The sequence below is a fragment of the Rhodococcus sp. NPDC059969 genome (genome assembly GCF_042738325.1).
In the GTDB taxonomy this organism is placed as follows: Bacteria; Actinomycetota; Actinomycetes; order Mycobacteriales; family Mycobacteriaceae; genus Rhodococcus_F.
Map to the genome: position 1 here is coordinate 87821 of NZ_JBHWUF010000006.1, position 23609 is coordinate 111429.

Consider the following 23609-nt stretch of genomic DNA (forward strand, 5'->3'; position numbering starts at 1 on the left):
CATGGACTTGATTGCGGTTACAGAGAGAAGAGAAATGCAGCACTTTCAACATCTCGAGGATGACGTGCGGGAGCAATTGTTCCTGCACGCGCCTCGATCGTTCGCGGATTCCGACGAGAGGGATCTGCTCGCGATTGCTCTGGGTGCAACTCTCTACGTTCCTGCCACCCGGGCCGGGTTGGCCGATATCGTGTCCAAGCGTGCGTCCGAGGGCGTCAGCTCGATGGTGCTCGATCTCGAAGACGCCGTCGCCGATCACGAGGTCGAATCGGCGCGAGCAAACGCGGTCGAAGCTCTCGACAAGATCGCGTCCACCGACGCCGTCGGAATGCTGCTGTTCGTTCGGGTTCGTGAAGTCGCGGACATCCACAAGGTCGCGGCATCGTTGACCGAGGGGCGCGCCGCCCTCACCGGGTTCGTCATCCCCAAGTTCGGCAGCGAGTCCGGCCCCGTGTTCCTCGACGCCGTCGCGGATGCGTCAGAGTTGCTGGGTAAGCATCTCTACGCGATGCCGGTGCTCGAATCACCCGCGCTCGTTCACCGTGATACGCGTGATCTCGAATTGCGCACCATCAGTGGGATTCTCGCGCAGCACCGCGATCGAATCCTTGCCGTCCGTATCGGCGCCACCGACATGTGCAGCACCTTCGGCATCCGTCGCGACCGCGATCTGACCATCTACGACGTGCGCGTGGTGGTCGACGTCATCGCCGACATCGTCAACTACCTCGGCCGCGCCGACGGTTCGGGTTTTGTCATCACCGGGCCCGTGTGGGAGTACTTCGCCGATCACGAACGCATGTTCCGGCCGATGCTGCGCGCCACTCCGTTCGAGGAACACGACGCCGTCCGGTTCCGTCAGCATCTCGTCAGCCGCGACCTCGACGGTCTGCTCCGCGAGATCGCGCTGGACCGCGCCAACGGTATCCAGGGCAAGACGGTCATCCACCCGTCGCACGTCGCGGCGGTCAATGCGCTGTCCGCGGTCACGCACGAGGAATATCACGATGCCCTCGACATTCTCGGTGCCGACGCCGGTGGAGTTCAGGCCTCCGGCTACCGGAACAAGATGAACGAGATGAAGCCGCATCGCAATTGGGCGCGGCAGACCGCGCTCCGCGCTCACGTGTTCGGTGTGACCAACAAGGGGATCACGTTTGTCGAGTTGCTGACGGCGTTGGTCGATCGATGACAGAGCTTGTCCAGTCCAAGAATGTTCCCTGGGCTACAGCAGAATTCGGCTTGCACCTCGTTCACGGTGATTCGTCACTCGGGCATTCGGTGCCCGATCTGGTGATCCCGGGTCTTCGACGGAATCCGCGCCGGGCGCACCTGCTGGTGTCCACCGTGCTGGGTAAGCACGTGCCCACCGAGCCGTCCGTGGTCATCGGTGCTGCCGACGACCTCGGGGACTTGGTGCGAACCACCCTCGGTGATGGTGCCGACGTCGTCGTTCTCGGGTTCGCCGAAACAGCAACAGGTTTGGGTCACTGCGTCGCAGCTCGCCTGCACGCTCACTGCTACCTGCACTCCACGCGCCGAGACGTACCCGGTGCTACGACGCTCGCCGGATTCGAGGAGGGGCACTCGCACGCCACGAGCCATCTGATGCAGCCGACGTCCGCCGAACTGTTCGAGAACGACCTGCCACTGGTACTCGTGGACGACGAGATCTCCACCGGCGCCACCGCGATCGACGCCATCCGGGCGCTGCACGGGCAATGCCCGCGAAGCCGCTACGTCGTGGCCTCGCTGGTGGACATGAGAACCGAGGAACACCGAGTCGCCAGCGAAGCCGCGGCGTCAGAGTTGGGCGTGCGGATCGATTACGTCTCTCTCGCTTCGGGTTCAACGGTTCTGCCCGACGGCCTGACCGAGCGTGTCACGGCTCTGGATGCTCCGGATCTCAATCCGATCGGTGACCGACGCGGCACGCTGTCCCGCCTGGATCTGCCGTGGCCGGCGCACGTCCCCGACGGTGGCCGGCACGGCTTTCTCGACGGCGACACCGAGGCATTCGAGTCAGCCGTCGAGGCGGCGGTGTCGCTTCTCGGATCATCGATCGACGCGTCGCGTGCTGTGATCGTGATCGGTCACGAGGAGTTGATGTACCTGCCACTGCGCATCGCTGCGGGCTTGGAAAGCTCTGGGCGAGCGGTTCGGTACCAGACCACGACTCGCTCACCCGCGTACGTCGTCGACTTGCCGGGATACCCGCTGCGCCGCGGGTTCACCTTTCCGGCACCGGAACTGGGTGAAAACGAGCCTCGATACGTCTACAACGCGCAGTGGCCTGATGCGGCGGTCGACGCGGTTGCATTGCTCGTGGTGGACGAGCCGGCCGACACCGATCGGTTGACGGCGATGGACGGAGTGGTCGAAGTGCTGCGAAACTCCGGCACCGACGTCTTGGTCGCCACCGTTCGCGGGGCCGATCCGTCGGCGCTGCGAGATTCCAGAGCAGGAGAGTCGTCATGAACGAACCATTGGTCGGACCCGATTTCGGTTCGTACTCGCCGGGTGAAGTGAAGTGGCTGCTCAAGGATCTCTCGCATGTGGATCTCGAAGCCGATGTTTCCGTGCGCGAGAAGCGCATTCAGTCGGGTGAGGCGCACTACGCGGAGTCCCTTCCAATCGAGTACCAACCCGATCAGGCGTACCGGGATCTGTTCGAGACGGTGCTCGCCGAGAGCGCTCCTCGCCTGGCACGCGCTGTCGGGACCGTGATGGACCTGGTGCTGGCCGAGCGGGGGAGTGACATCACGCTGGTCTCACTCGCCCGGGCCGGAACACCGATCGGGATTCTGATGCGCCGCTGGGCCCAGCAGACCCGCGGATTGACGCTGCCGCACTACGCGGTGTCCATCGTCCGCGGCAAGGGCATCGATTCCGTCGCGCTCGATTATCTTGCGCACCATCATGACTCGGAGAACGTCGTCTTCGTCGACGGCTGGACCGGTAAGGGCGCCATCGCCCGCGAACTCGACGCAGCGTTGACGGAGTACCACGAGGCGGGCGGAGCGAAGTTCGATTCCGATCTGGCTGTTCTCGCAGACCCCGGCCACTGCGTGCGAACGTACGGAACCCGCGACGATTTTCTGATCGCGTCCGCGTGCCTCAATTCGACGGTGTCGGGCTTGGTCTCACGAACAGTCCTCAACGACACCCTCATCGGGCCGGGTGATTTCCACGGCGCCAAGTTCTACGCCGACCTCGCCGACGTCGACGTTTCCAACAGGTTGCTCGACGTGGTCTCGGCCGAGTTCGACTCCGTCCGTGCCGATGTCGCGGATTCTCTTGCCGCAGTGCTCGATTCCGATCGGACGCCGACCTGGGCCGGTTGGGAGTCGGTGGAGAAGGTGCAGGTCGAATACGGGATATCGACGGTCAACTTCGTCAAACCCGGTGTCGGAGAAACAACGAGGGTGCTGCTGCGCCGGCTTCCCTGGAAGGTTCTGGTGCGCGAACTCGAAGCCCCGGAGCACGCACACATTCGGTTGTTGGCACAGGCCCGTGGGGTTCCGGTCGAGGTCGTCCCTGATCTCGCCTACTCGTGTGTCGGGCTGATCAAGGACATCACGTGAGCCGTGTTGACACCGCTGCGTCCCAGGTCCTGATCGCCACCGATCTGGACCGCACGATGATCTATTCACAGGCCGCGATCGGCGGCGATCCCAGTGGCTCCGATCTGGATTCGGCACCGAGCCCGCTGTGCGTCGAGTACTACAACGGCGGCCCGCTCTCACACATGAGCGTCGAATCGATCGAGTTGCTGACTGCGCTCAGCTCGCGGGTTCCGGTGATTCCGACAACCACCAGGACCATTGCGCAGTTCCAGCGGATCGATCTTCCGGGCGGACCGTGGAAGTACGCGATCACGAGCAACGGCGGAAACATCCTGGTGGACGGCGAAGCCGATCGCGACTGGCGAAACGAGATCGACCGTTCGACCCGTAAGGCCGGCGCCGAGTTGCCGCAGGTTCAGGCAGAACTGGAAACGCGGATCGACTCGAGTTGGGTCAGCTCCATTCGTGTTGCCGACGACCTGTTTCCGTACCTGGTCGTCGATCTGACCGTGATGCCGAGTGATTTCGAAACCGAATGGAATGGGTGGTGCGTGGCACGAGGCTGGAACGTCTCGCGTCAAGGCCGGAAGATCTACACGATGCCCGACGCGGTCTCGAAGTCACGCGCGCTGGCAGAGGTGCGCCGCAGATTGGTCGAGTCGGGTGATCTGGATCAGTCAGCCGTCGTGATCTCGGCTGGTGACGGTGCGTTGGATGCGGACATGCTCGAATACTCCGATTTCGCGATCCGGCCGAGGCACGGTGAGCTGGAAGAACTGAATTGGCAACGGCCGACCGTTACTGTGACAGAAAGGTCCGGTATCGCAGCGAGCGCGGAGATATTGCGGTGGTTCTCTTCCGCGCTCGGGTAATACACGCTCTCTATGAAGGGGATTTAGTTGTCTGTATCGCTTGCCAAAGGGCAGAACGGCCCGCTGGACGTCTCGGATGTAGTTGTGTCGGTTCAGTTGGCTGCAGCCGCTGACCTGTCTGCACTCCTCGTGACGAGCAACGGAAAAGTTCGTTCCGACGCCGACTTCGTCTTCTTCAACCAGCCCACCGGACCCGGTGTGCAGTTGGTGCCCAACCCGGGTGGCATTGCCTCACTCCGAGTCTCACTCGCCGGCGTTCCGGCTGACATCGAGCAGGTTCGCGCCGTCATCACGCTCGACGACGCGTCGTCGAACTTCGGACGCAGCGCTGCACCGACCGCTCGGATATCCGACGCGACCGGGAACGTGTTGTACGAGTACGTGATCGACGGCCTCACCACCGAGTCCATCGTCATCGCGCTCGAGGTGTACCGACGGCAGGGTGCGTGGAAGGTGCGCGCCGTCGGCCAGGGTTACGCGGGTGGATTTGCCGCGCTGGTCACCGATCACGGTGTGTCCGTCGACGATGCGCCCGCGCCGCCGCCGCCCACTCCGGTCGCGGCTCCGGCTCCGATCACCCCGCCCTCGTCTGTCGCTCCGACACCGCCGGCATACAACCAGCCGCCGCAGCAGCAGCCTTCGTACAACGCGCCGCCGGTTCCGCCGGCCCCGCCCGCGTACAACCAGCCGCCCGCCTACAACCAGGGGCCGACGCCGCCGGCCTACCCACCGGCACAGCAGCCTGCGTACAACCAGCAGCCGACTTACAACCAGCAGCCGACGTACAACCAGGCGCCCCCGGTGCCTCCCGTGCAGAACCAGCCGCCGGCGCAGCAGCCCGAGGTGAGCCTGGTCAAGGGACGTCCCGTCAGCCTGACCAAGGGCCAGAAGGTCACGCTCCGCAAGGAGGGCGGCGTCGCGCTCACCATGATCCAGATGGGTCTGGGTTGGGATCCGATCAAGAAGAGCGGCCTGTTCGGCAGCCGTACCGCCGACGTCGACCTCGACGCTTCGGCGCTCCTGTACGCCGACGGCAATCTCGTCGACGTCTGCTACTACGGTCAGCTGACGTCCAAGGACGGCTCCGTCCGTCACATGGGTGACAACCTGACCGGCGACGGCGACGGAGACGACGAGGTCATGCTCGTCGATCTGCAGCGAGTCCCGGCTCACGTGACCACCGTGATCTTCACCGTGACCTCGTACCGCGGACACACGTTCGAGCAGGTCTCCAATGCTTTCTGCCGTCTCGTGGACAGCACCACCAACTCCGAGCTCGCCCGGTACACGCTCCAGGGCGGCATGGCTTTCACCGGAATGGTGATGGCAAAGGTGTACCGCGTGAACGGTGAATGGAAGCTGCAGGCCATCGGTGAAGGCATCCAGGCCAAGCACGCAGGAGAAGCTGCGCCGCAGCTGGGCCGCTTCCTCACTGCTTGAGTCGAAACTGCATAAGCTCTGACGAATCCGGTTCGGCGGTAGGTGATTTCGATCGCCATCTGCCGAACCGGACATCGTTGTCCACTCTGTGCGTTAACCTCAGGCGGCATGTCGAGCCGTCAGTCGAGCGGCCGAGCGCGAGAGGACTTGGCACAGTAGATGATCATTCGAGGGAAACGTCTCGGTCGGGCGGCGGCTGTCGCAGGCGTTGTGCTGGCGCTCGTGAGCACCGGGATCGCGCAGGCTTCGGTGCCGCAGTCGGAAACGCTGTCAGGTGTATCCGGCGCCGGGATCAAGTACGTCGCCCTCGGTGACTCCCGCGCCTCCGGCCCAAGGCTGGAACCGATGTACCCTGACGCCTGTTCGCGTTCGTACGAGAACTTCGCGGGCAAGATCTCGCGGGCACTCGAGGTCGCCGAGTTCGCCGACGTCTCCTGCAGTGCGGCCCGCGCCGAGAACATCATCGACACCCCGCAACTGATTCCGAACTACTGGCCGGTCCAGCTCGATGCCGTCCACCCGGACACCGACCTGATCACCATCTCGATCGGCGGCAACGATTCCAACAGCATTTTCCTCGGCCCTCTGTGCGTCGCTCCGGGACCAGGAACCGATCGTGGATGTCGATACGACCCGCTCGCGAATTCCGTCGCCCAATCCGGAATCGACCGGGCTGCCGGAGAATTGGATCGCATCCTGACCGCGGTCACGCAGCGCGCGCCGAACGCTCGCATCTACCTGATCGGAGAGGGCGGCATGATTTCCTCTCGCGGATGCTGGCCGAACATCCCGTTCTCCGACGCCGACGCAGCCTGGTTCATGGACTATTTCGCGCGCTACAACACGAAGTTCGACGAGGTCGCTCACGCCCACGGTGTGCGCACTGTCGACATTGCGGCGGCGAGCATCGCCGGCGGACACGACGCATGTGCGAGTGCAGATCAGCGTTGGTTCGAGGGCCTGTTCTCGGAGTCGACGGCGCAGCGCTTGCACTTCACGGACGCCGGGATGACCGCGGTGGCCGATCTAGTGGTGGCGGACCTGCAAGGCTGACCGAGAGAGTGGGGTCATGGCATAGTTCGCTGCTGTGGGTATGACTTTTGTTCCCGGACAGAACGCGCCGCTGCCGGCGCCCGTGGTGACGTTTCGAGCCGAGAGCCAGACGCCGTTCGACGTGTCGGCGCTGGTAGCGGACGCGAACCTGCGGGCATTGACGTCCGCGGACTTCGTTTTCTACAACCAACCGTCCACCGCTGGAGTGCAACTCGACGAGAGTGGCATCCGGGTGGAGCTCGATCGACTTCACCCCGATGCGGCAGCGGTATTGTGCATCGTGAGCGTGGATCCGGCAGCGACGGCCGCGGGAGCCTTTCGCACGGCGGGGCTCTCCGCCACCCTGAGCGATCAATCCGGTTCGGTCCTGGCCGAATTCGCGATCCCCACCGCAGGTACCGAGACAGCGGTCATCTGCTGGGAGCTGTATCGAAAGTCCGGTGCGTGGAAGATCCGGGCCGTCGGGCAGGGCTATTCGGGTGGTTTGGCGGAACTGATCTCGGTGCACGGCGTCGAGGTGGATGACGAGCCGGCACAACCAGCCCCGACGGCTGCGCCCGCGTGGGATTCCGCGGTGGAGCCGTTGGAGGTGGGCCGGGGCCTGGAGCGTGCGTGGATGATCTTCGAGGACGCTTCGCGATCTGCCGCTTCCTTCGTCTCCAGCAGCGAGTACGCGCTGGCTCGGTTGGACGAGGATCTGACCGCAGCCGTCGCAGATCCGTCGCTGCGGAACTCGGCAGCGGGAGTGGCGGCGCGTGACGCCGCACAGAAGCGTCACGACGACCTCGTCTCACTCGCGCGGGACAACCACGCCCGTGACAGCGCCCAGCTTGCACACGAACTCGGCGTGATCGACGGCGTGCTCCCACGGTCGATGGCGTCTTGGAAGTCGGTGTCGTGGGCGGGTACAACTGATCCGGCGCAGATCACGGCCGTCAGCGACGGAATGCGCCTTGGCGAGCTTTCGGCTCCGGACCGCGGCACGCTCACCGTTCCGTACTGCGTCCCGCTGCCGCTGCGTCGGCCGATCTGGGTGGACAGTACGTCGAGCAAAGCAGCGCTCGGTCTGATCAGTGCCGTCACCGTGCGCGTCATGGCCGCAGGCCCGATGCCGCTACTCGACGTCGTCGATCTGACCGGCTCGCTCACACCATTGACCGATCGACTGGCACCGATGCTCGCGGGGCCGGTCATCACCGCTCACACCGAGATCTCGGCGCGCTTGCGGGCACTGGCCGAGGCCGTCGACATGGGCGAACTCGCGCGAATGAGTGGCGTCGCCGATGGCCCGAGTTCCCTTCGCCTGTTGATTCTCAGCGATTTCCCGCACGGATACTCCGCCGAAGACGCACAAACCGTCATGTTCCTCGCCGAACGCGGGCCGGCAATCGGTTTGTCGATACTGATTGTCGGAGAGGACGAGTCGAACTTCGCGGAAGTATCCGTCGCCGCACTGTCCGAGGGGTGCCAACATCTTTCGGCAGCAGGGCAGACCGAGGTTCACGATCCCTGGACCCGCACGCAATGGCACTTCACCCCGGACGTGCTCGACCCGATCTCCGAGTCGCGAATTCTGGCAGTGTTCGACCGCACCTAGTGGCCGATGGCGGATTGCCGAGCGCACAGGCAGAGTGGTGGTACGACCACGCGCGGTGTGTGGCGGCAATACTCGAGGAGACTCATGGCATTCTGGGATCAGTTGAAGGCTAAGGCTCAGGAGATGAACGGCCAGCTCAAGACAAAGACCAGCCAGTTCCAGAACAAGGAATTCAAGAACGCGAGCATGGCAATGTGCGCGTTGATCGCCGCCGCAGACGGTTCGATCGATCCGTCGGAGCGTCAGAAGACCGCCGCGCTGATCATGAGCAACGAGTCGCTCGCGGTCTTCCCGCCGGACGAGCTTCGTGAGCAGTTCGACTGGTACTGCAGCAAGCTGTCCTCCGACTACGAGTTCGGAAAGGTCGAGGCAACCGCGACCATCGCCAAGCTCAAGTCGAAGCAGGATCAGGCTCGCGCGGTCATCCAGATCGGCATCATCATCGGCGGCGCGGACGGCAACTTCGACGAGCACGAGCGCGGCGTCGTACGCGACATGTGTTTTGCCGTCGGAATCTCTCCGGCCGAGTTCGATCTCTGATCGATTCAGAGTATGAAAGCGGGTGCAGCGCGAAAACGCCGCACCCGCTTTTCTTTTCAGTACTCGGGATAACCGTCCTCGGGCCCGAGCATGCGCTCGATCCTCGTCCGCGTGATCTTGGCGAGTTCGTCGACGCAGACCTTGCGCTCGACGGAGCGTTCGTTGGACATGCGCTGGCCGATGTTCTCGAGCAGGTCGTCGGCGTCATGGCCGTGCGAACACCACAGATACCGGAAGCCGAAGTTTCGCTCGTACTCCTCGCCGGCGCGATAGATGGTTGCCATGACGGCGTCGTCCGGAACCCAGATCGAACATTGCTCAAGGTGGGACGGTACGCTGTTCTTGCGCACGCCGACCGGTGGATGGCACTGCAGGGCGCGTTCGACGTCCTCGTCCGAGAGGTTGAGAATCGCGTCCTCGGCTCGCGAGAGGATCTCCGCGTGGTCGGCGAACGGGCGTCCGTCGCTGACCCATCCGGCCCACGTCAGCGAGCAGCAGCACTCGAACAATGCGTGAACCGCCTTCTGTCGCGGTAGTTCGTTGAAGCGCTCCAACCCGATCGATTGATGTAGCAGCATGTGACCTCCCGGCCCGTTGTGCCTTCAGGCGCGCTCGACATGCCGCGCGGTAACCAGATGCGCGACCAGTTCGATAATCCGCCGCTTCACCTGGGAAAGGAAGGTTTGCTCGCCGAGTTTTCAGGTTCTTAACGCGGCGTAACGAGCTGATCGGGGAGGTGGGAGTGCGTGCGGGTCGCTGAAGACGGCCCCAGTCCCACACTCGCTCCAATTGCCTGCACACCTTGTTGATTGAGCGAGTATTCTTAGTATTTGCAAAATATGTAGACCGGTCTATTATTGAGCTATGGCATCCAAAGGAGATCTGACAAAAGCGCGGCTCACCGAGTCCATGCTCGAGCTCATTCAGGCCAACGGCTACAGCGGCACCGGTCTCAATGCTGTGATCGAGCATGCAGCAGCACCTAAGGGGTCGATCTACTTCCACTTTCCCGACGGGAAGGAAAGTTTGGGCGTTGCAGCGGTTGAGCTCGCCACGAAGCAGTTCGAGACGCTGATTGCAGAGGCCGCGGTATCAGCGGGCGGTGCGGCCGGAGCTGTCCGCGCTGCGATCGAGGCTCTGACGGCCATCGTCAGCGAGAGCAACTTTCGTCTGGGCTGCCCGGTCTCCGTCGTCACTCTGGAGATGGGCGCAGAAAGCGAGCGACTGCGGCTGGCGTGCGCCACTGCCTTCGAATCGTGGATCGCACCGACGGCCGCGTTTCTGGGGGCCAGCGGTCTCGGCGACGAAGAGGCGCGGTCTCTGGCAACCGTCGTTGTGTCGACGATTGAGGGGGCGGTCATCGTCTCTCGCGCTATGCAGAGCACGCAACCCCTCATCGCGGCCGCTGACGTCGTCACGGAGCTCGTCAGCCAGCGCTGCCCGACAGTCGGAGGGACGCGGTGACGCCGCACGAAGGCTCCCGCCACGCCCTGGTCTTCGGAGCCTCGGGCCTGGTCGGGCGGCACCTCGTCCTGACTCTTGCCGAGGCAGGTGCGAAGGTCACGGCGGCAGTTCGGACCGCCGAGTCCGGATCGCGTGTCGAGCGATGGGTCAGCGAGCACGGCCTGACACGAAGTATCAGCACGACGATCGTCGACTTCGATGCTCCTGAGGTGGTCTCCGGCGGCCCATCGGCATTTCCGTCCATCACCGAGATCCACAACTGCGCCGGGTCCTACCGATTCGGAATGACCGCCGAGGAGGCGCGCAGCGCGAACGTCGGCATCGTCGAGAAGCTGATCGACTTCGCCACGGACCTCCCCAACCTGCAGCGCGTCGTCCATGTGTCGGGCTACCGCGTCGGTGGACAAGACCCCAAATCTGTTCCGTGGTCAGACGATCACCGCGCTTCGGTCTACAAGGAGCTTGGCGCATACGAAGCGTCGAAAGTGGAGTCCGACGCAATCTTCCAAGCCCGAGCCCTCGAGCACGGGGTTCCATGGACCATCGTCAATCCCTCCAGTGTGATCGGCGACAGCGCCACAGGGGAATCCGACCAGTACATCGGGCTTGCCGGCACGATCGAGCAGATTTGGGATGGTGCCGCGGCAGCGTTGCCCGGAAACCAATCGACGTTTCTCCCGATCGTCACGGTCGACTACCTGGCGGCTTTCATGACGGCCGCAGCGGTCGACCCGGCTGCCGAAGGCATGGCCTACTGGGTTCTCGACGACGACACCCCGCCGCTGGCGGACCTGCTCACACATGTCGGTCGACATCTCGGCGCGAAGGTCCCACGGGTACGAATACCGATCGGTGTCATCAAGCGGCTTCCGCAGCAGATCACCAAGGCGGATCCTGAGACGCTCACCTTCATGTCCGCCGACCGATATCCGACAGCGTCCGCCGTCGAGTTCGCAGACAGACACGGGATACACACGCCAGACGCGCTGCTGTCCCTCGAACGATGGGCCGACTACTTGGCCGCACATCGATTTGGAGCGGCCCTGACTGACAGCCGTCGATTCGTCGATGTCGGCGGCCTGAGGACATTCGAACTCGGCGTACCCGGATCCAGTCGAGTGGTCCTTCCCGGTTTGCCCGTAAACGCCGATACGTGGGCAGCGGTAGCGGCCGGCATCGCGGGGCGGGTCGTCGACCTGCCGGGGCTCGGCCTCAGCGGCGGAGTCGGCGTTCAGGACTGGGAACAGTGGCTTCCGGCGGTAGTGGCTGGGGAATCTGCTGACCTCGTCGGCCACTCCATCGGTGCGGCTGCGGCCGTAGTTGCGGCTGATCGGTTACCGGAGCAGGTCAAGTCCCTTACGTTGATTGCGCCGTTCTTCCTCCAGCCTCCGATAGGTCTTTCAGCCAGACTGAGGCCGCTCGTATGCGCCTACCTCCGACACGCGAACCCAACACGGCTGTCACGACTACTGACGGGATCAGAAGCGAGCGCGGCCGCTCTCGATTCCAGTGTCAGTGACCTCGAGCGAAGCACCGCGAAGAGGGTGGCCGAGCATCTCGCCCTTGCGGAATCGAAGCAGTGGCGTTCCGAACTCCAGGAGACGCTCGGCAGATTCAGTGGCCCGGTCCTCATCATCACGGGAAGCAACGACCCGATCGCCCCGGACGCGGTCGAGCACCTCGAGTCACTTCCGAACGTCGAACTGAGGTCGGTGCCCGGTGCCGGCCATCATCCACAACTCACCCATAGCGATGCTCTCGTCGACTTACTCAATGGATCGATCGTGTGACAATGACGCCGGAAGTTCCAGCCTCTGGCACTCCCGACCTCCGACTCACCTCTGTCGAACCTTTGTCGTTCGCGTGGGCGTCGGTGGGAGTGCCGCGTCAACCGACGTGGACGTGGGGCCGCCTGGACTGATCGGGTTCCGCGCGGCGAAGGACCTCACGGGTCACCGGAGCGGTTTCGCCCTCTCCGATGAAGAGGAATCGGAGCAGGTACATGATCGGGTTTCCCTCGGTCCACTCGAAGTAGACGTCGGGAATCACTCCGGTGATGTCCCTCGTTCGCAGGAGAACCGCCGCGATGGTGTTGGGGACGGCCGGACTGTCGACCCACAGAATCCGGTGCTCACCGCGCTGTCGGCCGTGGACGAGGAGGTCGGTGCTGAATTCGGAGGAGTCCGTGACGTTGACCTCGATGAAGATGATCGACTCGCCCTCGGGGATGTTGCTTTCGGCGCGCTGCTGCGATTCCTTCTGCCGATACTCGTCCTCGTCGAGGCGGTCGACGTCGTGCGCCACCATCGCGAGGTAGCCCTTCTCGGCTGCCTCGGTGATGAATTGCAGCGCGGTCTCGTCGAATTCGACAGAGGTGGCGCGAAGTTCGAAGGCTCGCGAGATTCGGGAAAGGAAGGACACCACCATGATCGCGGCGATGAAGAACGACGCCACTTTCACACCGTCCGGGCGTTCGAAGATGTTCGCGATCGTCGTGTAGACGAACAGAACTGCGACAAAACTGAACCCTACGAACAGTTTTCGCTGACCGTGCTTGCGGGCGGACAGGGCAACGGCGACGGTCGCCGACGAGATCAGGACGAGGACGCCGGTTGCGTACGCGGAACTCTGAGCGTCGACACCGGCGTCGAAGTAGATCGTGACGGTGATGGCGATGACGCTGAACACGAGGACCAGAGGACGCACGGCGCGGGCCCACGACGGCGCCATGCCGTAGCGGGGGAGATACCTGGGGACGAGGTTGAGCAACCCTGCCATTGCCGACGCACCGGCAAACCAGAGGATCAGGATCGTGCTGAGATCGTAGACGGTTCCGAAGATCTCACCCAGATAGTCGTGTGCGAGGAAGGCAAGTGCGCGACCGTTGGCAGCGCCTCCCGGCTGGAACTCGTTCTCCGGGATCAGGATGGTCGTGACCAGGCTCGACGTCAGTAGAAATCCACTCATGATCAGCGCTGCCGTGGTGAGCAGGCGTCGTGCGCCTTTGATGCGGCCACGTGGATTCTGTTCGGTGTCGTGCGGATCGCCCTTGATCTGCGGCATGACCGCGACCCCGGTCTCGAAGCCGGACAGGCCGAGAGCCAACTTCGGGAAGACGATCAGCGCGATCAGGATCATCATCGCCGGATTTCCGTGCTCGGTGGTCATGGCGCGCGTCCAGTCGGTGACCAAAGACGGCGCGGTCGCGATGTGCCACAAACCTACGGAGATGACCACCACGTTCAAGGCGAGGTAGACGGCGACCAATCCGACAGCGATACCGATCGCTTCGGTGAATCCGCGGAGGAAGACCGCGGCGAGTAGCGCGAGCAGAACCAGGGTGACGGCGACGGTGTGTCCGGAGAGAAAGGTTGGAGCAAAAGGATTCTCGACGAGGTGCGCCGTGGCATCGGCAGCCGAGAGTGTCATGGTGATGAGGAAATCGGTGGCCGCGAAGCCGAGAAGCACGAGAACGAAGATCTTGCCGCGCCACTTGGGCAGCAGCTTCTCGAGCATGGCGATCGAACCCTCCCCATGCGGACTCTCGCGAGCCACACGCCGGTAGACCGGCAGCGCACCGAACAGCGTCAGCAGGATCAATACGACTGTCGCGATGGGAGCCAACGTGCCGGCTGCCAGTGCTGCGATACCGGGTTGGTAACCGAGAGTGGAGAAGTAATCGACACCCGTCAGGCACATCACCTTCCACCACGGGTGGCGCTTCTCCTTCTTCGGCGCCATGCGGTGTGGCCCAAGATGTCCGGCGGGCTCCTCGGTGATGTCCGCGAGCAGCCAGGCCTCGGTGCGTTGTTTCACCGACGGAGCCGTGTTTTCGGCCGGGACCTCGTTTTCGGCGGCGGTCACCACGGCGTCACGGCCTCAGATACACATCGTCGAGCGTGACAGTCCGCAGGTTTCGGCTCCGGATGATGTCCACCAGTTGCGGATACACGTGGGTCACGGGCAGATAGTTGAGGTGCCCGATCACTATCGCCCCCGGATTGAAGTACTGGTTCGCCATCTGGAGGATGTACTCCTCGGTGATCAACGAAGAATCCGACAGTGATCCGTACCAGAGGGTGGGCACGGTGTATCCGACGCTCGCTGCCACGGAATCGACTGTTGCGTTGTGCCTTCCGTACGGCGGTCGAAAGTACGGCGCGGCATCCACGCCGTAAGTGTTGCGCAGGAACGTGCCGTTCTTCGTCAACTCCTCGGCGATCTGCTGCTTCGACACGGACGTCAGATCCGGGTGCGAGAAGGTGTGATTGCCGAGCTGAACTTGTCCGCTCTCGACCAGCGGCCTCAGAAGTCCGCCATTTTCGGTCCACGAGTTGTATTGCCCGTTCACGAAGTACGTCAAACGGATGCCGGTGTCTTTTGCGAACTGTGTGTAGAGACGCACGACTTCGGAACTGGCCCCGTCGTCAACCGTCAGGGCGAGCAGATCTCCACCACCGGGCAGTGCGGTCAGCGATCCGCCGGCGGGCAGCGGCACCCGGGCAGACGGCGGTGGAGGCGGCAACAACGCAGGCGGGAGATCCGCGCCGGGCACGGCATCTGCTGGTTCGTCGGCTGCGGCGATAGCCGTGCCGACCGAACGTGACGAACAAGCGGTTCCCATGGTCACCGCGGCGGTTCCGGTCAGAGTTGCTGCTGCGAGGGCACTGAGGAAGCGTCGGCGGTCCACAGGGCGGAGCCTAGAGCAGATTTGCCCAATTCGGACTTCATTCTCAGCGTTTTTTCAGCGAATGACCAGCCGTCTCCGGTATCGACAGGTTTTACTCAGGAACGGTGGATAGCGTGTCGGCCGTGGAACCGCGACCTCGACACTCGGCAACCAGGCACAGACGTAGGCGTCCACCGCAGCGGTCGACGCTCTCGGTGGGGCGCAAGCTGGCGGCCGCCTCCTTGTCGACGACGATTCTGGTCGGCGTCGGAATCGGGTGGTACGTGCAGTCGGATCTGACGTCGGGGCTGTACCGATCGGACGCGCTCTCCGCCCTCGGTGACGACGCCGGCAGTTCGCTCGACGGGGATACCAACATCCTGTTGATCGGGCTCGACAGTCGCAAGGCGATGGACGGCAGCGACCTGCCGGCAGAGTTCGTCACCGACAAGCTGCACGCGGGGGACAGCGACGTGGGTGGATACAACACGAACACGCTTATCCTGCTCCATGTTCCGGGCGACGGCGGTAAGGCCAGTGCGGTGGCGATCCCACGCGACGATTACGTCGCGGTACCCGGCTACGGAATGGCCAAGATCAAGGAAGCCTACGGAATGGCGAAGGCTGATGCGGACGCCAAACTCGTAGCAGACGGTGTGACGGATCCTGCTGCACGAGAACAACAAGCACGCGAAGTCGGAAGGCGCTCGACGCTGACCACCGTGCAGAATCTGCTCAAGGTCCCGATCGATCACTTTGCCGAAGTGAACCTGATGGGCTTCTACGACGTCGTCTCGGCCATCGGCCCCGTTCAGGTGTGTCTCAACAATCCGGTGCAGGACGACTTCTCGGGTGCCAACTTCCCCGCGGGGGTCCAGACTCTCGATGCGTCACAGGCACTTTCGTTTGTCCGTCAACGCCACGGTCTGGACAACGGGGACTTGGATCGCACGCACCGGCAGCAGGCATTCATCAGCGCGGTGATTGCCAACCTGAAGGGCTCAGGAGTCATCGGCAACATTCCGAAGATGACGGCACTGGCCGACGTGGTGAAGAAGGACGTGGTGATCGATTCTGCCATGGATCCCGTCCGATTCGCTTCTCAGGCAAGCGCTCTCGCGGGTGGCAACATCGATTTCTACACCCTGCCCATCGAGGGTTACGAGACCGTCGATGGTCAGGACGTCAACACTGTCGATCCGGCACGTCTGCGTAGTGAAGTGTCGAGAATCTTCGCGGGAGGTGACTCGGCATCTGCACCTGCGATGGACACCGCGATCTCGACCGGGAACGAAGTTGTGGACATCCGCAACGGAACCGCGACGGACGGGTTGGGCGCCGCGTTGGCGTCGGCGATGAAAGCGTCGGGCGTCGAAGTCGGGGAGGTGAGCACCGCAGCTCCGACGGCAAAGTCGGTGGTCAGCTATGGGGTCGGAGCCAAAGCCGTCGCAGAGGCGCTGGCCGAGCAGTTGGGTGTGGTCGCGGTGTCGAACGAGCAGGCAGCGGCCGAATCAGTGTCTGTACTGATCGGTGAGGACAACGCGAAGACCGCGTTCTCGACCGCTCCGGTGCAACCCGGTCCGTCGGTATCGGCCGGCACGGTTCCCGATACCGGAGCGCAGGGATCACCCATCCGAACCGACTCGAATGGCGGCATCCCCTGTGTGGACTGACTCTCAGGTAATTCGCACGAAACTCACGCTGATTTCTTCGGTCTGCGGGTCTACATTGGAGAAGTCGAACTCAGTCGGGTACTTCACCTTTGGGGTACCTGACTGAGATTGCGTAGTTGAAAGGATCACCGACATGGCTACAACAGCAGCGGTACAGAATCCGACACGCTCACGTGCCAGGACCATGTCCTTGTCCGAGTACGTGGCTGAGCATCCCGCCCAGCGCGTTTTCCCGCCGACCAGTGAGCGGGCGGCGAGGATGGCGATGCTGATCATGTTCGCCCTGATGGCCGTCACCCTCGTAGTGCTCGTACTTGACGAGGCCGGAATCTTCAGCTGAAGGCAGCGTCTTCGGTAGGGCAGGGTCTTCGGCTGAGCCCGAGCTTTAGTTACTCTTGAGTAATGACTGAACAGAAGAGCTGGAATGCGTTCACCGTCGAGCGCGAAGACAACATCGCCCAGGTGACGCTGATCGGGCCGAGCAAGGGCAACGCGATGGGGCCGGATTTCTGGAGTGAACTCCCCGAAATCTTCGCCGACCTCGACGCCGATCCCGAGGTACGCGCAATCGTCATCGCCGGATCCGGCAAGCACTTCTCGTTCGGCCTGGACCTGCCGGCGATGAGCGGTGAATTCGGTGCCGTCCTCGCGGACAAGGCTCAGGCAGGTCCGCGCACCAAGTTCCACGACATGATCAAGCGCATGCAGTCGGGCATCAATGCCGTCGCAGATTGCCGCAAGCCCGTCGTCGCAGCCGTTCAGGGCTGGTGCATCGGCGGCGGCGTCGACCTCATCACCGCGGCCGACATCCGGTACGCGAGCGCCGACGCCAAGTTCAGCATCCGCGAGGTCAAGGTCGCGATCGTCGCAGACATGGGCAGCCTCGCGCGTCTGCCCGCGATCATCGGCGACGGACACCTGCGTGAATTGGCGCTGACCGGCAAGGACATCGACGCAGCGCGCGCCGAGAAGATCGGTCTCGTCAACGACGTGTTCGAAGATGCCGACGCAGTGCTGGCCGCGGCGCGCGCGACTGCCAAGGAGATTGCGCTCAATCCGCCGCTCGTGGTCCACGGCATCAAAGACGTGCTCGATCACACCCGCAGCGCGAGCGTGAACGACAGCCTTCGCTACGTCGCAGCCTGGAACGCGGCGTTCCTGCCTTCGCAGGATCTGACCGAGGCCATCACCGCCGTCTTCCAGAAGCGCCCGCCCGTCTTCCAAGGTGAGTAGAAACTTCCAGGGCGAGTAATAAACAGCACAAAAAATCCCCGCGCATCTTCCGATGTGCGGGGATTTTCGTAAGGCCTGAGAACTTAAAGCTCAGTGCCCGCCGTCGGCGGCGAGACGCTTGATCGAAGCCTCGATCTCGGCCTCTGCCTCGGCGCGGCCGACCCAATTTGCAGCCTCGACGTGCTTGTTCGGCTCCAAGTCCTTGTAGTGGACGAAGAAGTGCTTGATCGCATCGAGCTCGAACTGTGAGATGTCACCCAGGTCCTGGATGTGATCCCAGCGGGGGTCACCGGCCGGAACGCAGAGGACCTTGTCGTCTCCACCGGCCTCGTCGACCATCTTGAACATCGCGACGGCGCGAGCCTCGACGACGACGCCGGGGAAGACCGACTCGGGGAGCAGGACCATGGCGTCGAGCGGATCGCCGTCCTCACCCAGGGTGTTTTCGATGAAGCCGTAGTCGGCCGGGTAGCCGAAAGCTGTGTAGAGGTAGCGATCGAGTTTGACGCGACCGGTTACGTGGTCGACCTCGTACTTGTTGCGCTGACCCTTGGGGATCTCGATGGTGACGTCGAACTCCACGCCGATTCCTCGCTGTCGTGTCGGTAATGATTCGTCGGAAGGATATCGGGTCAAGGATAAGGTTGCCTGACCACCCAGTAGGCAGAGCACAGACGGAGGGGCGTTGGCGGGCCAAGGAAAGAAGAAGATCGGCTCGTTGGAAGAGAGTCGACGGCGTAACTTCCGCATCCTTCTGGCGGTCGGTGCAGTGGTTGTACTGGCCGTCGCCGGAGTTGTCGTCGTGAAACTCGGTACGTCGAACGACGCAGCCGGCAGTGCGACCGTGACTACGTCGCCGCAGCCTGCGCTCGTGACACCGTCACCCCAGGTTGTGCCCGTCCCGACGGACGCACCCATTCCGAGTGCGTCGGGAATCGCCGCGGCGATCGGCCCGGCTGTGGCCAACCCGGATCTGGGGAAGTTCACCGGAGTTGTCGCCGATGCGATCACCGGAAACATTCTGTGGAGCGCAGACCCGTCGACGCCGATGACGCCTGCGTCCACGACGAAGGTGCTCACCGCATCGGCGGCACTGCTGAAGTTGCCGCTCGACCACCGGCTGGCCACGACGGTGGTGCCCGGAGCGAGTCCCGGCCAGGTCGTTCTGGTCGGCGGCGGTGACCCGACGCTGACGGCGACGCCGAAGGGGCAGAGCGGGTACTACGCCAACGCCGCTCACATCGCGGATCTCGTCGACCAGATCAAGGCTGCCGGTACGCCGGTGACCAGCGTCGTGGTGGACTCGAGCTTGTTCAAGGGCGACAACATGGCCACCGGCTGGTTTCCCGCGGACATCGCGGCGGGCTACATCACGCCGATCGAATCGGTGATGATCGAAGGCGGTCGGTACGACGGCACCCAAGACGAGTCACCGCGCTCGGAAACTCCTGCATTGGACGCGGGCAAGGTTCTCGCTCAGGCACTCGGTGTCGATCCCGCCAACGTGAGTCTCGGCGCGGCGCCTGCCGGTGCCAAGCCGATCGCGACCGTGCAGTCGGCACCGCTGAGCGACCGGTTGCTGCAGATGATGGAACATTCCGACAACGTGCTCGCCGAGACCATCGGGCGTGAGGTTGCGATCGCCTCCGGAATCGAAGCGTCGTTCACCGGAGCCGTCGACGCGACCGGCAAGACCCTGCAGGCCGCCGGGTTCGACTACACCGGAGTTTCGCTGCACGATTCCAGCGGGTTGTCCGTCGACGATCTCATTCCCGCTCAGGTACTCGATCGCGTCATGACGGCTGCGGCCGGTGACGGTGATCCGAAACTGCGCCCCCTGCTGGACTACCTTCCGGTGGCCGGCGGAACAGGAAGTTTGTCCGACCGCTACGCGTCCGGAAACCGAACCGGTGCGGGTTGGGTACGGGCCAAGACGGGAACTCTCTCGACGGCCAGTGCGTTGTCAGGGTTCGTGGTCGATCAGAACGGGCGAGTGCTCACCTTCGCACTGATGTCCAATGACCGGCCGCCAGAAGTGAGCCGTCCTGCCCTGGACGCGATTGCCGGAGCATTGAGGAATTGCGGGTGCCAATAGTGGCCGAAAAGACTCCACAAGATGACGAAGCCTCGGCTCCGCTCGGTGGTGCCGTCGACTGGAGTCTGGCCGCCAAAGCCGGGATAAAACTGGCGCGCGGTGGCCCGGCGATGTCTCGCTACACGGCCGAGACTGCGACGGCAGAACTCGCCGAAGCGTCCAAGCGTGCAGAACTGCCGGTTCGTGAAGTGACCGGTTTGGCCGACGGTCTACCGGTCCCAGCCGCTGACGTGTTGGACCGGGCTGGATGGATCACGGCAGCCTCGCGGTCGATGGCGCATCTCACCGGCGCCGACCCCGACGGCAGTGGCAATCTCATTGTCGGAAAGCCGGCGGGCCTGCAGGCCGGCGCAATGCTGGCGTACCTGTCTTCGGCGATCCTCGGCCAGTACGACCCATTCACCGGTGAGCACGGCACGCTGCTTCTGGTCACACCGAACATCGTCTCCGTCGAACGGTCCCTTCGGCTGAACCCGAGCGACTTCCGGTTGTGGGTCTGCCTGCACGAGGTCACGCACCGGGTCCAGTTCTCGTCCTCGCCCTGGCTCGCGGATTACATGAAGGAATCCGTCGAAACGCTCGGTGCGACGGTGGACGAGTCGATGACCGACGTTGTCGGTCGCCTTGCTGCAGAGCTGCGCTCGCGGAAGGAACCCGACTCCAGTGACGGCGCGACGGCGGGCGGCATCATCGGCCTGCTGCGCGCCTCGCAGGCAGAACCCCAGCGTGACGCGCTGGATCGGATGCTCGTACTCGGCACCCTCCTCGAAGGGCATGCAGACCACGTGATGGACGCCGTCGGTCCCGCTGTGGTGCCGTCGGTGTCAACTATCCGCGCGGCCTTCGACAAGCGTCGGCAGCGCAAGTCCAACCCCGTGCAGCGGATCATCAAGATGCTGCTCGGCATGGACGCCAAGATGGCGCAGTACGTACGTGGCAAGGCCTTCGTCGACGCTGTGGTTCTCAAGGTCGGCATGGAGCAGTTCAACACCATCTGGACCGGGCCGGAAACCCTGCCGTTGCTCGACGAGATCGACAACCCCGACGCGTGGGTGAAGCGCGTTCTCGGCTAGATGCTGCTGCCCGAGACGCCTGCCCTGCTGGCGCTGCGACAGGCCGTGCGGGCGTGGACAGTCGCATACGAACCACGACGCCGGGTGATCGTCGCCCTGTCCGGGGGAGCCGATTCGCTGGCGCTCACCGCAGCAGCCGTGGCGGAAACCGAATCGGTCGACGCGTTGATCGTGGACCATCGCCTGCAAGACGGTTCCGATGCTGTCGCACGCTCGGCCGCCGACCAGGCGCTGGCGCTGGGGTGCCGGACCGCGACGGTCCTGACCGTCGATGTAGCCGAAGGTGGGAGTCTCGAGGCCGCCGCGCGTGAGGCTCGGTACAACGCTTTGCGCGGCGCCAGAACTGACCTCCCGGTTCTACTCGGACACACGCTCGACGATCAGGCCGAGACCGTGCTTCTCGGACTCTCCCGCGGGTCCGGTGGGCGATCGATTCAGGGTATGGCGGCCTTCGACGCCCCCTGGGGGCGGCCGCTACTCGGCATCCGTCGATCGGTGACCAGGGCGGCCTGCGTCGACCTGGGAATCACGCCGTGGGAGGACCCGCACAACAACAATCCCGAGTTCACTCGCGTCCGTCTGCGGCACGAGGCGTTGCCGCTGCTCGAAGAAATTCTCGGCGGGGGAGTTCCCGAAGCATTGGCCCGAACCGCGACGCAGTTGCGTGAGGACGGTGAGGCGCTCGACGAGTACGCCGAGGCCCTACTCCTACGGGTTGTCGTCGACGGGGAAGTGGAAGTGGACACACTTGCCGAAGCGCCCACCGCAATCCGTCGACGCGCTCTGCGCGCCTGGCTGCTGCAGGACGGCGCAAAAGCATTGACGGACAAACAGTTACGCGCAGTCGACGCCCTGGTGACCGACTGGCGGGGGCAAGGCGGCGTCGCGATCGGCGGCGGAACACCGGAGGCGAGGTTGGTGGCGGCCCGGCGACGTGGCAGGCTGATCCTCGGATTCGAAGACCGACGAAGGGTTTGACGCGTGTACGAGGGCGACATCGCATCGGTACTGATCTCCGAAGAACAGATCCGTGCACGAACGGCGGAACTGGCTGAGGAAATCGCCAAGCGTTACCCGGCAGGCGCCCCCGAAGGGGATCTCCTGCTGATCGGCGTCCTCAAGGGAGCGGTCTTCTTCATGACCGACTTCGCCCGCGCCCTGCCGATCCCGTCGCAGATGGAATTCATGGCCGTCAGCTCCTACGGATCCTCGACCTCGTCTTCGGGCGTCGTCCGCATCCTCAAGGACCTCGACAAGGACATCGCCGGTCGCCACGTGCTGATCGTCGAAGACATCATCGACTCCGGTCTCACGCTGTCGTGGTTGATGCGCAACCTCAAGACGCGTAACCCCGCTTCGCTCGAGGTCGTCACCCTGCTCCGCAAGCCTGACGCGGTCAAGATCGACGTCGACGTCCGCGACGTGGGCTTCGACATCCCCAACGAGTTCGTCGTCGGTTACGGCCTCGACTACGCCGAGCGGTACCGCGATCTGCCGTACATCGGCACCCTGGACCCCGAGGTCTACGGCGGCTGAGCCTGCTCGTCGATTAACACTCTTCACACTTCAGCCTCTCTGCATCAATCCTCCGAACGGACGACAGACAGGTCTGTGAGGCCTCGCTAGATTCACGGAATGCGCTATCGACGGCCTATTCGGTGACTCTTCCGCCACCGCCTCCTCCACCGCCGCCCCCTCCGCCACTGCCGCCCGAGAGCGAGCAGCAGTATTGGAATGCGCAACCGCAGGGCGTTCAGCACCAACCGCCGACCACCAACGGTTTCGCAATTGCAGCCCTGGTTGGGGCGCTCGTACTGGCGCCGGTCGGAATCGTGCTCGGCCACATTTCGCTGGCGCAGATCAAGCGAACCGGTGAGCAGGGGCGAGGACTCGCAATCGCCGGTCTGGTGATCGGCTACATCTTCACCGCACTTCTGGTGTTGTCGATCGTGTGGATGTTTCTCATTGCCAACGCCTTCACCCGTGCGTTCGACGACTACGACAGCGCGTCTTCTCTCTACTACACATCTGAAACGTCGAGTACGACGTATCCGACGTATTCGACCACCACATCCAGGACGGTAGCGCCGACGTACAGCGGAAGCGACACGGCGACGGTCATCGCAAATGCCTCGGTAGGCGACTGCATCGTCCGAAGGCTCGGAGCGGACAAGGGCGACGGGACAAGCGAGACGTATGTCAGTCCGATCTCGTGCAGCTCGAGCAGCGCCACTCACCGAGTAGTCAGCCGCGGCACGTCCACGTCTGCGTGCGCCGCCGATTGGGTTCGTAAAGAGAGTCCGGTCGTAGTGCTTTGCCTGGCGGACGAATGAT

Annotated in this window: 22 protein-coding genes; 18 read left to right on the forward strand and 4 right to left on the reverse strand. The window is 63.6% G+C overall.

All coding sequences use genetic code 11. The annotated features are described in order from the left end of the window. Nucleotides 1–34 precede the first annotated feature (34 nt). The 8 genes from ACFWAD_RS17970 to ACFWAD_RS18005 all read left to right on the forward strand — a co-directional run bounded on the left by ACFWAD_RS17970 (nt 35) and on the right by ACFWAD_RS18005 (nt 9068). On the forward strand, nt 35–1192 hold the full coding sequence (locus ACFWAD_RS17970; protein WP_230816763.1) for an HpcH/HpaI aldolase/citrate lyase family protein: 1158 nt from the start codon (nt 35–37) through the stop codon (nt 1190–1192). After that, a complete protein-coding gene (locus ACFWAD_RS17975; protein WP_378546175.1) occupies nt 1189–2478 on the forward strand; it encodes a phosphoribosyltransferase family protein in 1290 nt (429 codons plus the stop codon). Before ACFWAD_RS17970 ends, ACFWAD_RS17975 begins: the two co-directional genes overlap by 4 nt. After that, entirely contained in the window at nt 2475–3584 is a 1110-nt protein-coding gene (locus tag ACFWAD_RS17980; protein WP_378546178.1) for a cysteine protease StiP family protein, read from the forward strand. Before ACFWAD_RS17975 ends, ACFWAD_RS17980 begins: the two co-directional genes overlap by 4 nt. Next, the gene (locus ACFWAD_RS17985) at nt 3581–4438 is read left to right on the forward strand and encodes an HAD family hydrolase (protein ID WP_378546181.1); all 858 of its coding nucleotides are present in this window, start codon (nt 3581–3583) and stop codon (nt 4436–4438) included. Before ACFWAD_RS17980 ends, ACFWAD_RS17985 begins: the two co-directional genes overlap by 4 nt. Before the next feature lie 27 nt (nt 4439–4465). After that, a complete protein-coding gene (locus ACFWAD_RS17990) occupies nt 4466–5878 on the forward strand; it encodes a TerD family protein (protein WP_378546184.1) in 1413 nt (470 codons plus the stop codon). 159 nt (nt 5879–6037) lie between these two features. Continuing rightward, nucleotides 6038–6931 carry an SGNH/GDSL hydrolase family protein gene (locus ACFWAD_RS17995; RefSeq protein WP_378546187.1) on the forward strand — a complete coding sequence of 298 codons (894 nt, stop codon included), beginning with the start codon at nt 6038–6040 and terminating at the stop codon, nt 6929–6931. A 40-nt stretch (nt 6932–6971) separates the two neighbouring features. After that, nucleotides 6972–8528, forward strand: a complete 1557-nt coding sequence (locus ACFWAD_RS18000; RefSeq protein WP_378546190.1) for a TerD family protein — start codon at nt 6972–6974, stop codon at nt 8526–8528. Between the two features lie 84 nt (nt 8529–8612). Then, a complete protein-coding gene (locus tag ACFWAD_RS18005; protein ID WP_003941110.1) occupies nt 8613–9068 on the forward strand; it encodes a tellurite resistance TerB family protein in 456 nt (151 codons plus the stop codon). Nucleotides 9069–9124: 56 nt separating this feature from the next. On the opposite strand, the gene ACFWAD_RS18010 is transcribed toward ACFWAD_RS18005, so the two are convergent. Beyond that, nucleotides 9125–9646, reverse strand: coding sequence for a 2-oxo-4-hydroxy-4-carboxy-5-ureidoimidazoline decarboxylase (locus ACFWAD_RS18010; RefSeq protein ID WP_007727034.1), 522 nt, complete (start codon nt 9644–9646; stop codon nt 9125–9127). 286 nt (nt 9647–9932) lie between these two features. Between ACFWAD_RS18010 and ACFWAD_RS18015 the strand changes: the two genes are divergently transcribed. Both ACFWAD_RS18015 and ACFWAD_RS18020 read left to right on the forward strand, forming a co-directional pair. Continuing rightward, on the forward strand, nt 9933–10532 hold the full coding sequence (locus ACFWAD_RS18015) for a TetR/AcrR family transcriptional regulator (protein WP_378546193.1): 600 nt from the start codon (nt 9933–9935) through the stop codon (nt 10530–10532). Next, nucleotides 10529–12322: an alpha/beta fold hydrolase gene (locus tag ACFWAD_RS18020; RefSeq protein WP_378546195.1), complete on the forward strand. Its 1794-nt coding sequence runs from the start codon at nt 10529–10531 to the stop codon at nt 12320–12322. The genes ACFWAD_RS18015 and ACFWAD_RS18020 overlap by 4 nt, the downstream gene beginning before the upstream one ends. A gap of 97 nt (nt 12323–12419) precedes the next feature. On the opposite strand, the gene ACFWAD_RS18025 is transcribed toward ACFWAD_RS18020, so the two are convergent. Further along, the gene (locus ACFWAD_RS18025; protein WP_378546198.1) at nt 12420–14399 is read right to left on the reverse strand and encodes an amino acid permease; all 1980 of its coding nucleotides are present in this window, start codon (nt 14397–14399) and stop codon (nt 12420–12422) included. Between the two features lie 4 nt (nt 14400–14403). Further along, the gene (locus ACFWAD_RS18030; RefSeq protein ID WP_378546676.1) at nt 14404–15156 is read right to left on the reverse strand and encodes a polysaccharide deacetylase family protein; all 753 of its coding nucleotides are present in this window, start codon (nt 15154–15156) and stop codon (nt 14404–14406) included. Nucleotides 15157–15344: 188 nt separating this feature from the next. Between ACFWAD_RS18030 and ACFWAD_RS18035 the strand changes: the two genes are divergently transcribed. From ACFWAD_RS18035 to ACFWAD_RS18045, 3 genes are all read left to right on the forward strand, one after another. After that, nucleotides 15345–16874, forward strand: a complete 1530-nt coding sequence (locus tag ACFWAD_RS18035) for an LCP family protein (RefSeq protein WP_378546201.1) — start codon at nt 15345–15347, stop codon at nt 16872–16874. Between the two features lie 133 nt (nt 16875–17007). Beyond that, on the forward strand, nt 17008–17214 hold the full coding sequence (locus ACFWAD_RS18040) for a hypothetical protein (RefSeq protein WP_378448154.1): 207 nt from the start codon (nt 17008–17010) through the stop codon (nt 17212–17214). Nucleotides 17215–17276: 62 nt separating this feature from the next. Continuing rightward, nucleotides 17277–18107 (forward strand): crotonase/enoyl-CoA hydratase family protein, encoded by an 831-nt coding sequence (locus ACFWAD_RS18045; RefSeq protein WP_007727023.1) that lies wholly within the window; start codon nt 17277–17279, stop codon nt 18105–18107. 90 nt (nt 18108–18197) lie between these two features. Here the strand turns inward: ACFWAD_RS18045 and ACFWAD_RS18050 are convergent, their stop codons facing one another. Then, on the reverse strand, nt 18198–18689 hold the full coding sequence (locus ACFWAD_RS18050; RefSeq protein WP_378546204.1) for an inorganic diphosphatase: 492 nt from the start codon (nt 18687–18689) through the stop codon (nt 18198–18200). Nucleotides 18690–18792: 103 nt separating this feature from the next. Here ACFWAD_RS18050 and dacB point away from each other — a divergent pair, with 103 nt between their 5' ends. The 5 genes from dacB (at nt 18793) to ACFWAD_RS18075 (ending at nt 23608) form a co-directional block, all read left to right on the forward strand. Then, a complete protein-coding gene (gene dacB, locus ACFWAD_RS18055) occupies nt 18793–20202 on the forward strand; it encodes a D-alanyl-D-alanine carboxypeptidase/D-alanyl-D-alanine-endopeptidase (RefSeq protein WP_378546207.1) in 1410 nt (469 codons plus the stop codon). Further along, nucleotides 20202–21275, forward strand: coding sequence for a zinc-dependent metalloprotease (locus ACFWAD_RS18060; protein ID WP_378448269.1), 1074 nt, complete (start codon nt 20202–20204; stop codon nt 21273–21275). The genes dacB and ACFWAD_RS18060 overlap by 1 nt, the downstream gene beginning before the upstream one ends. Further along, nucleotides 21276–22253, forward strand: coding sequence for a tRNA lysidine(34) synthetase TilS (gene tilS, locus ACFWAD_RS18065; RefSeq protein ID WP_378546210.1), 978 nt, complete (start codon nt 21276–21278; stop codon nt 22251–22253). Between the two features lie 3 nt (nt 22254–22256). Beyond that, entirely contained in the window at nt 22257–22811 is a 555-nt protein-coding gene (hpt, locus tag ACFWAD_RS18070; RefSeq protein WP_019746778.1) for a hypoxanthine phosphoribosyltransferase, read from the forward strand. Nucleotides 22812–22933: 122 nt separating this feature from the next. Beyond that, nucleotides 22934–23608, forward strand: a complete 675-nt coding sequence (locus tag ACFWAD_RS18075; protein ID WP_378546213.1) for a DUF4190 domain-containing protein — start codon at nt 22934–22936, stop codon at nt 23606–23608. The last annotated feature ends 1 nt before the right edge of the window (nt 23609 follow it).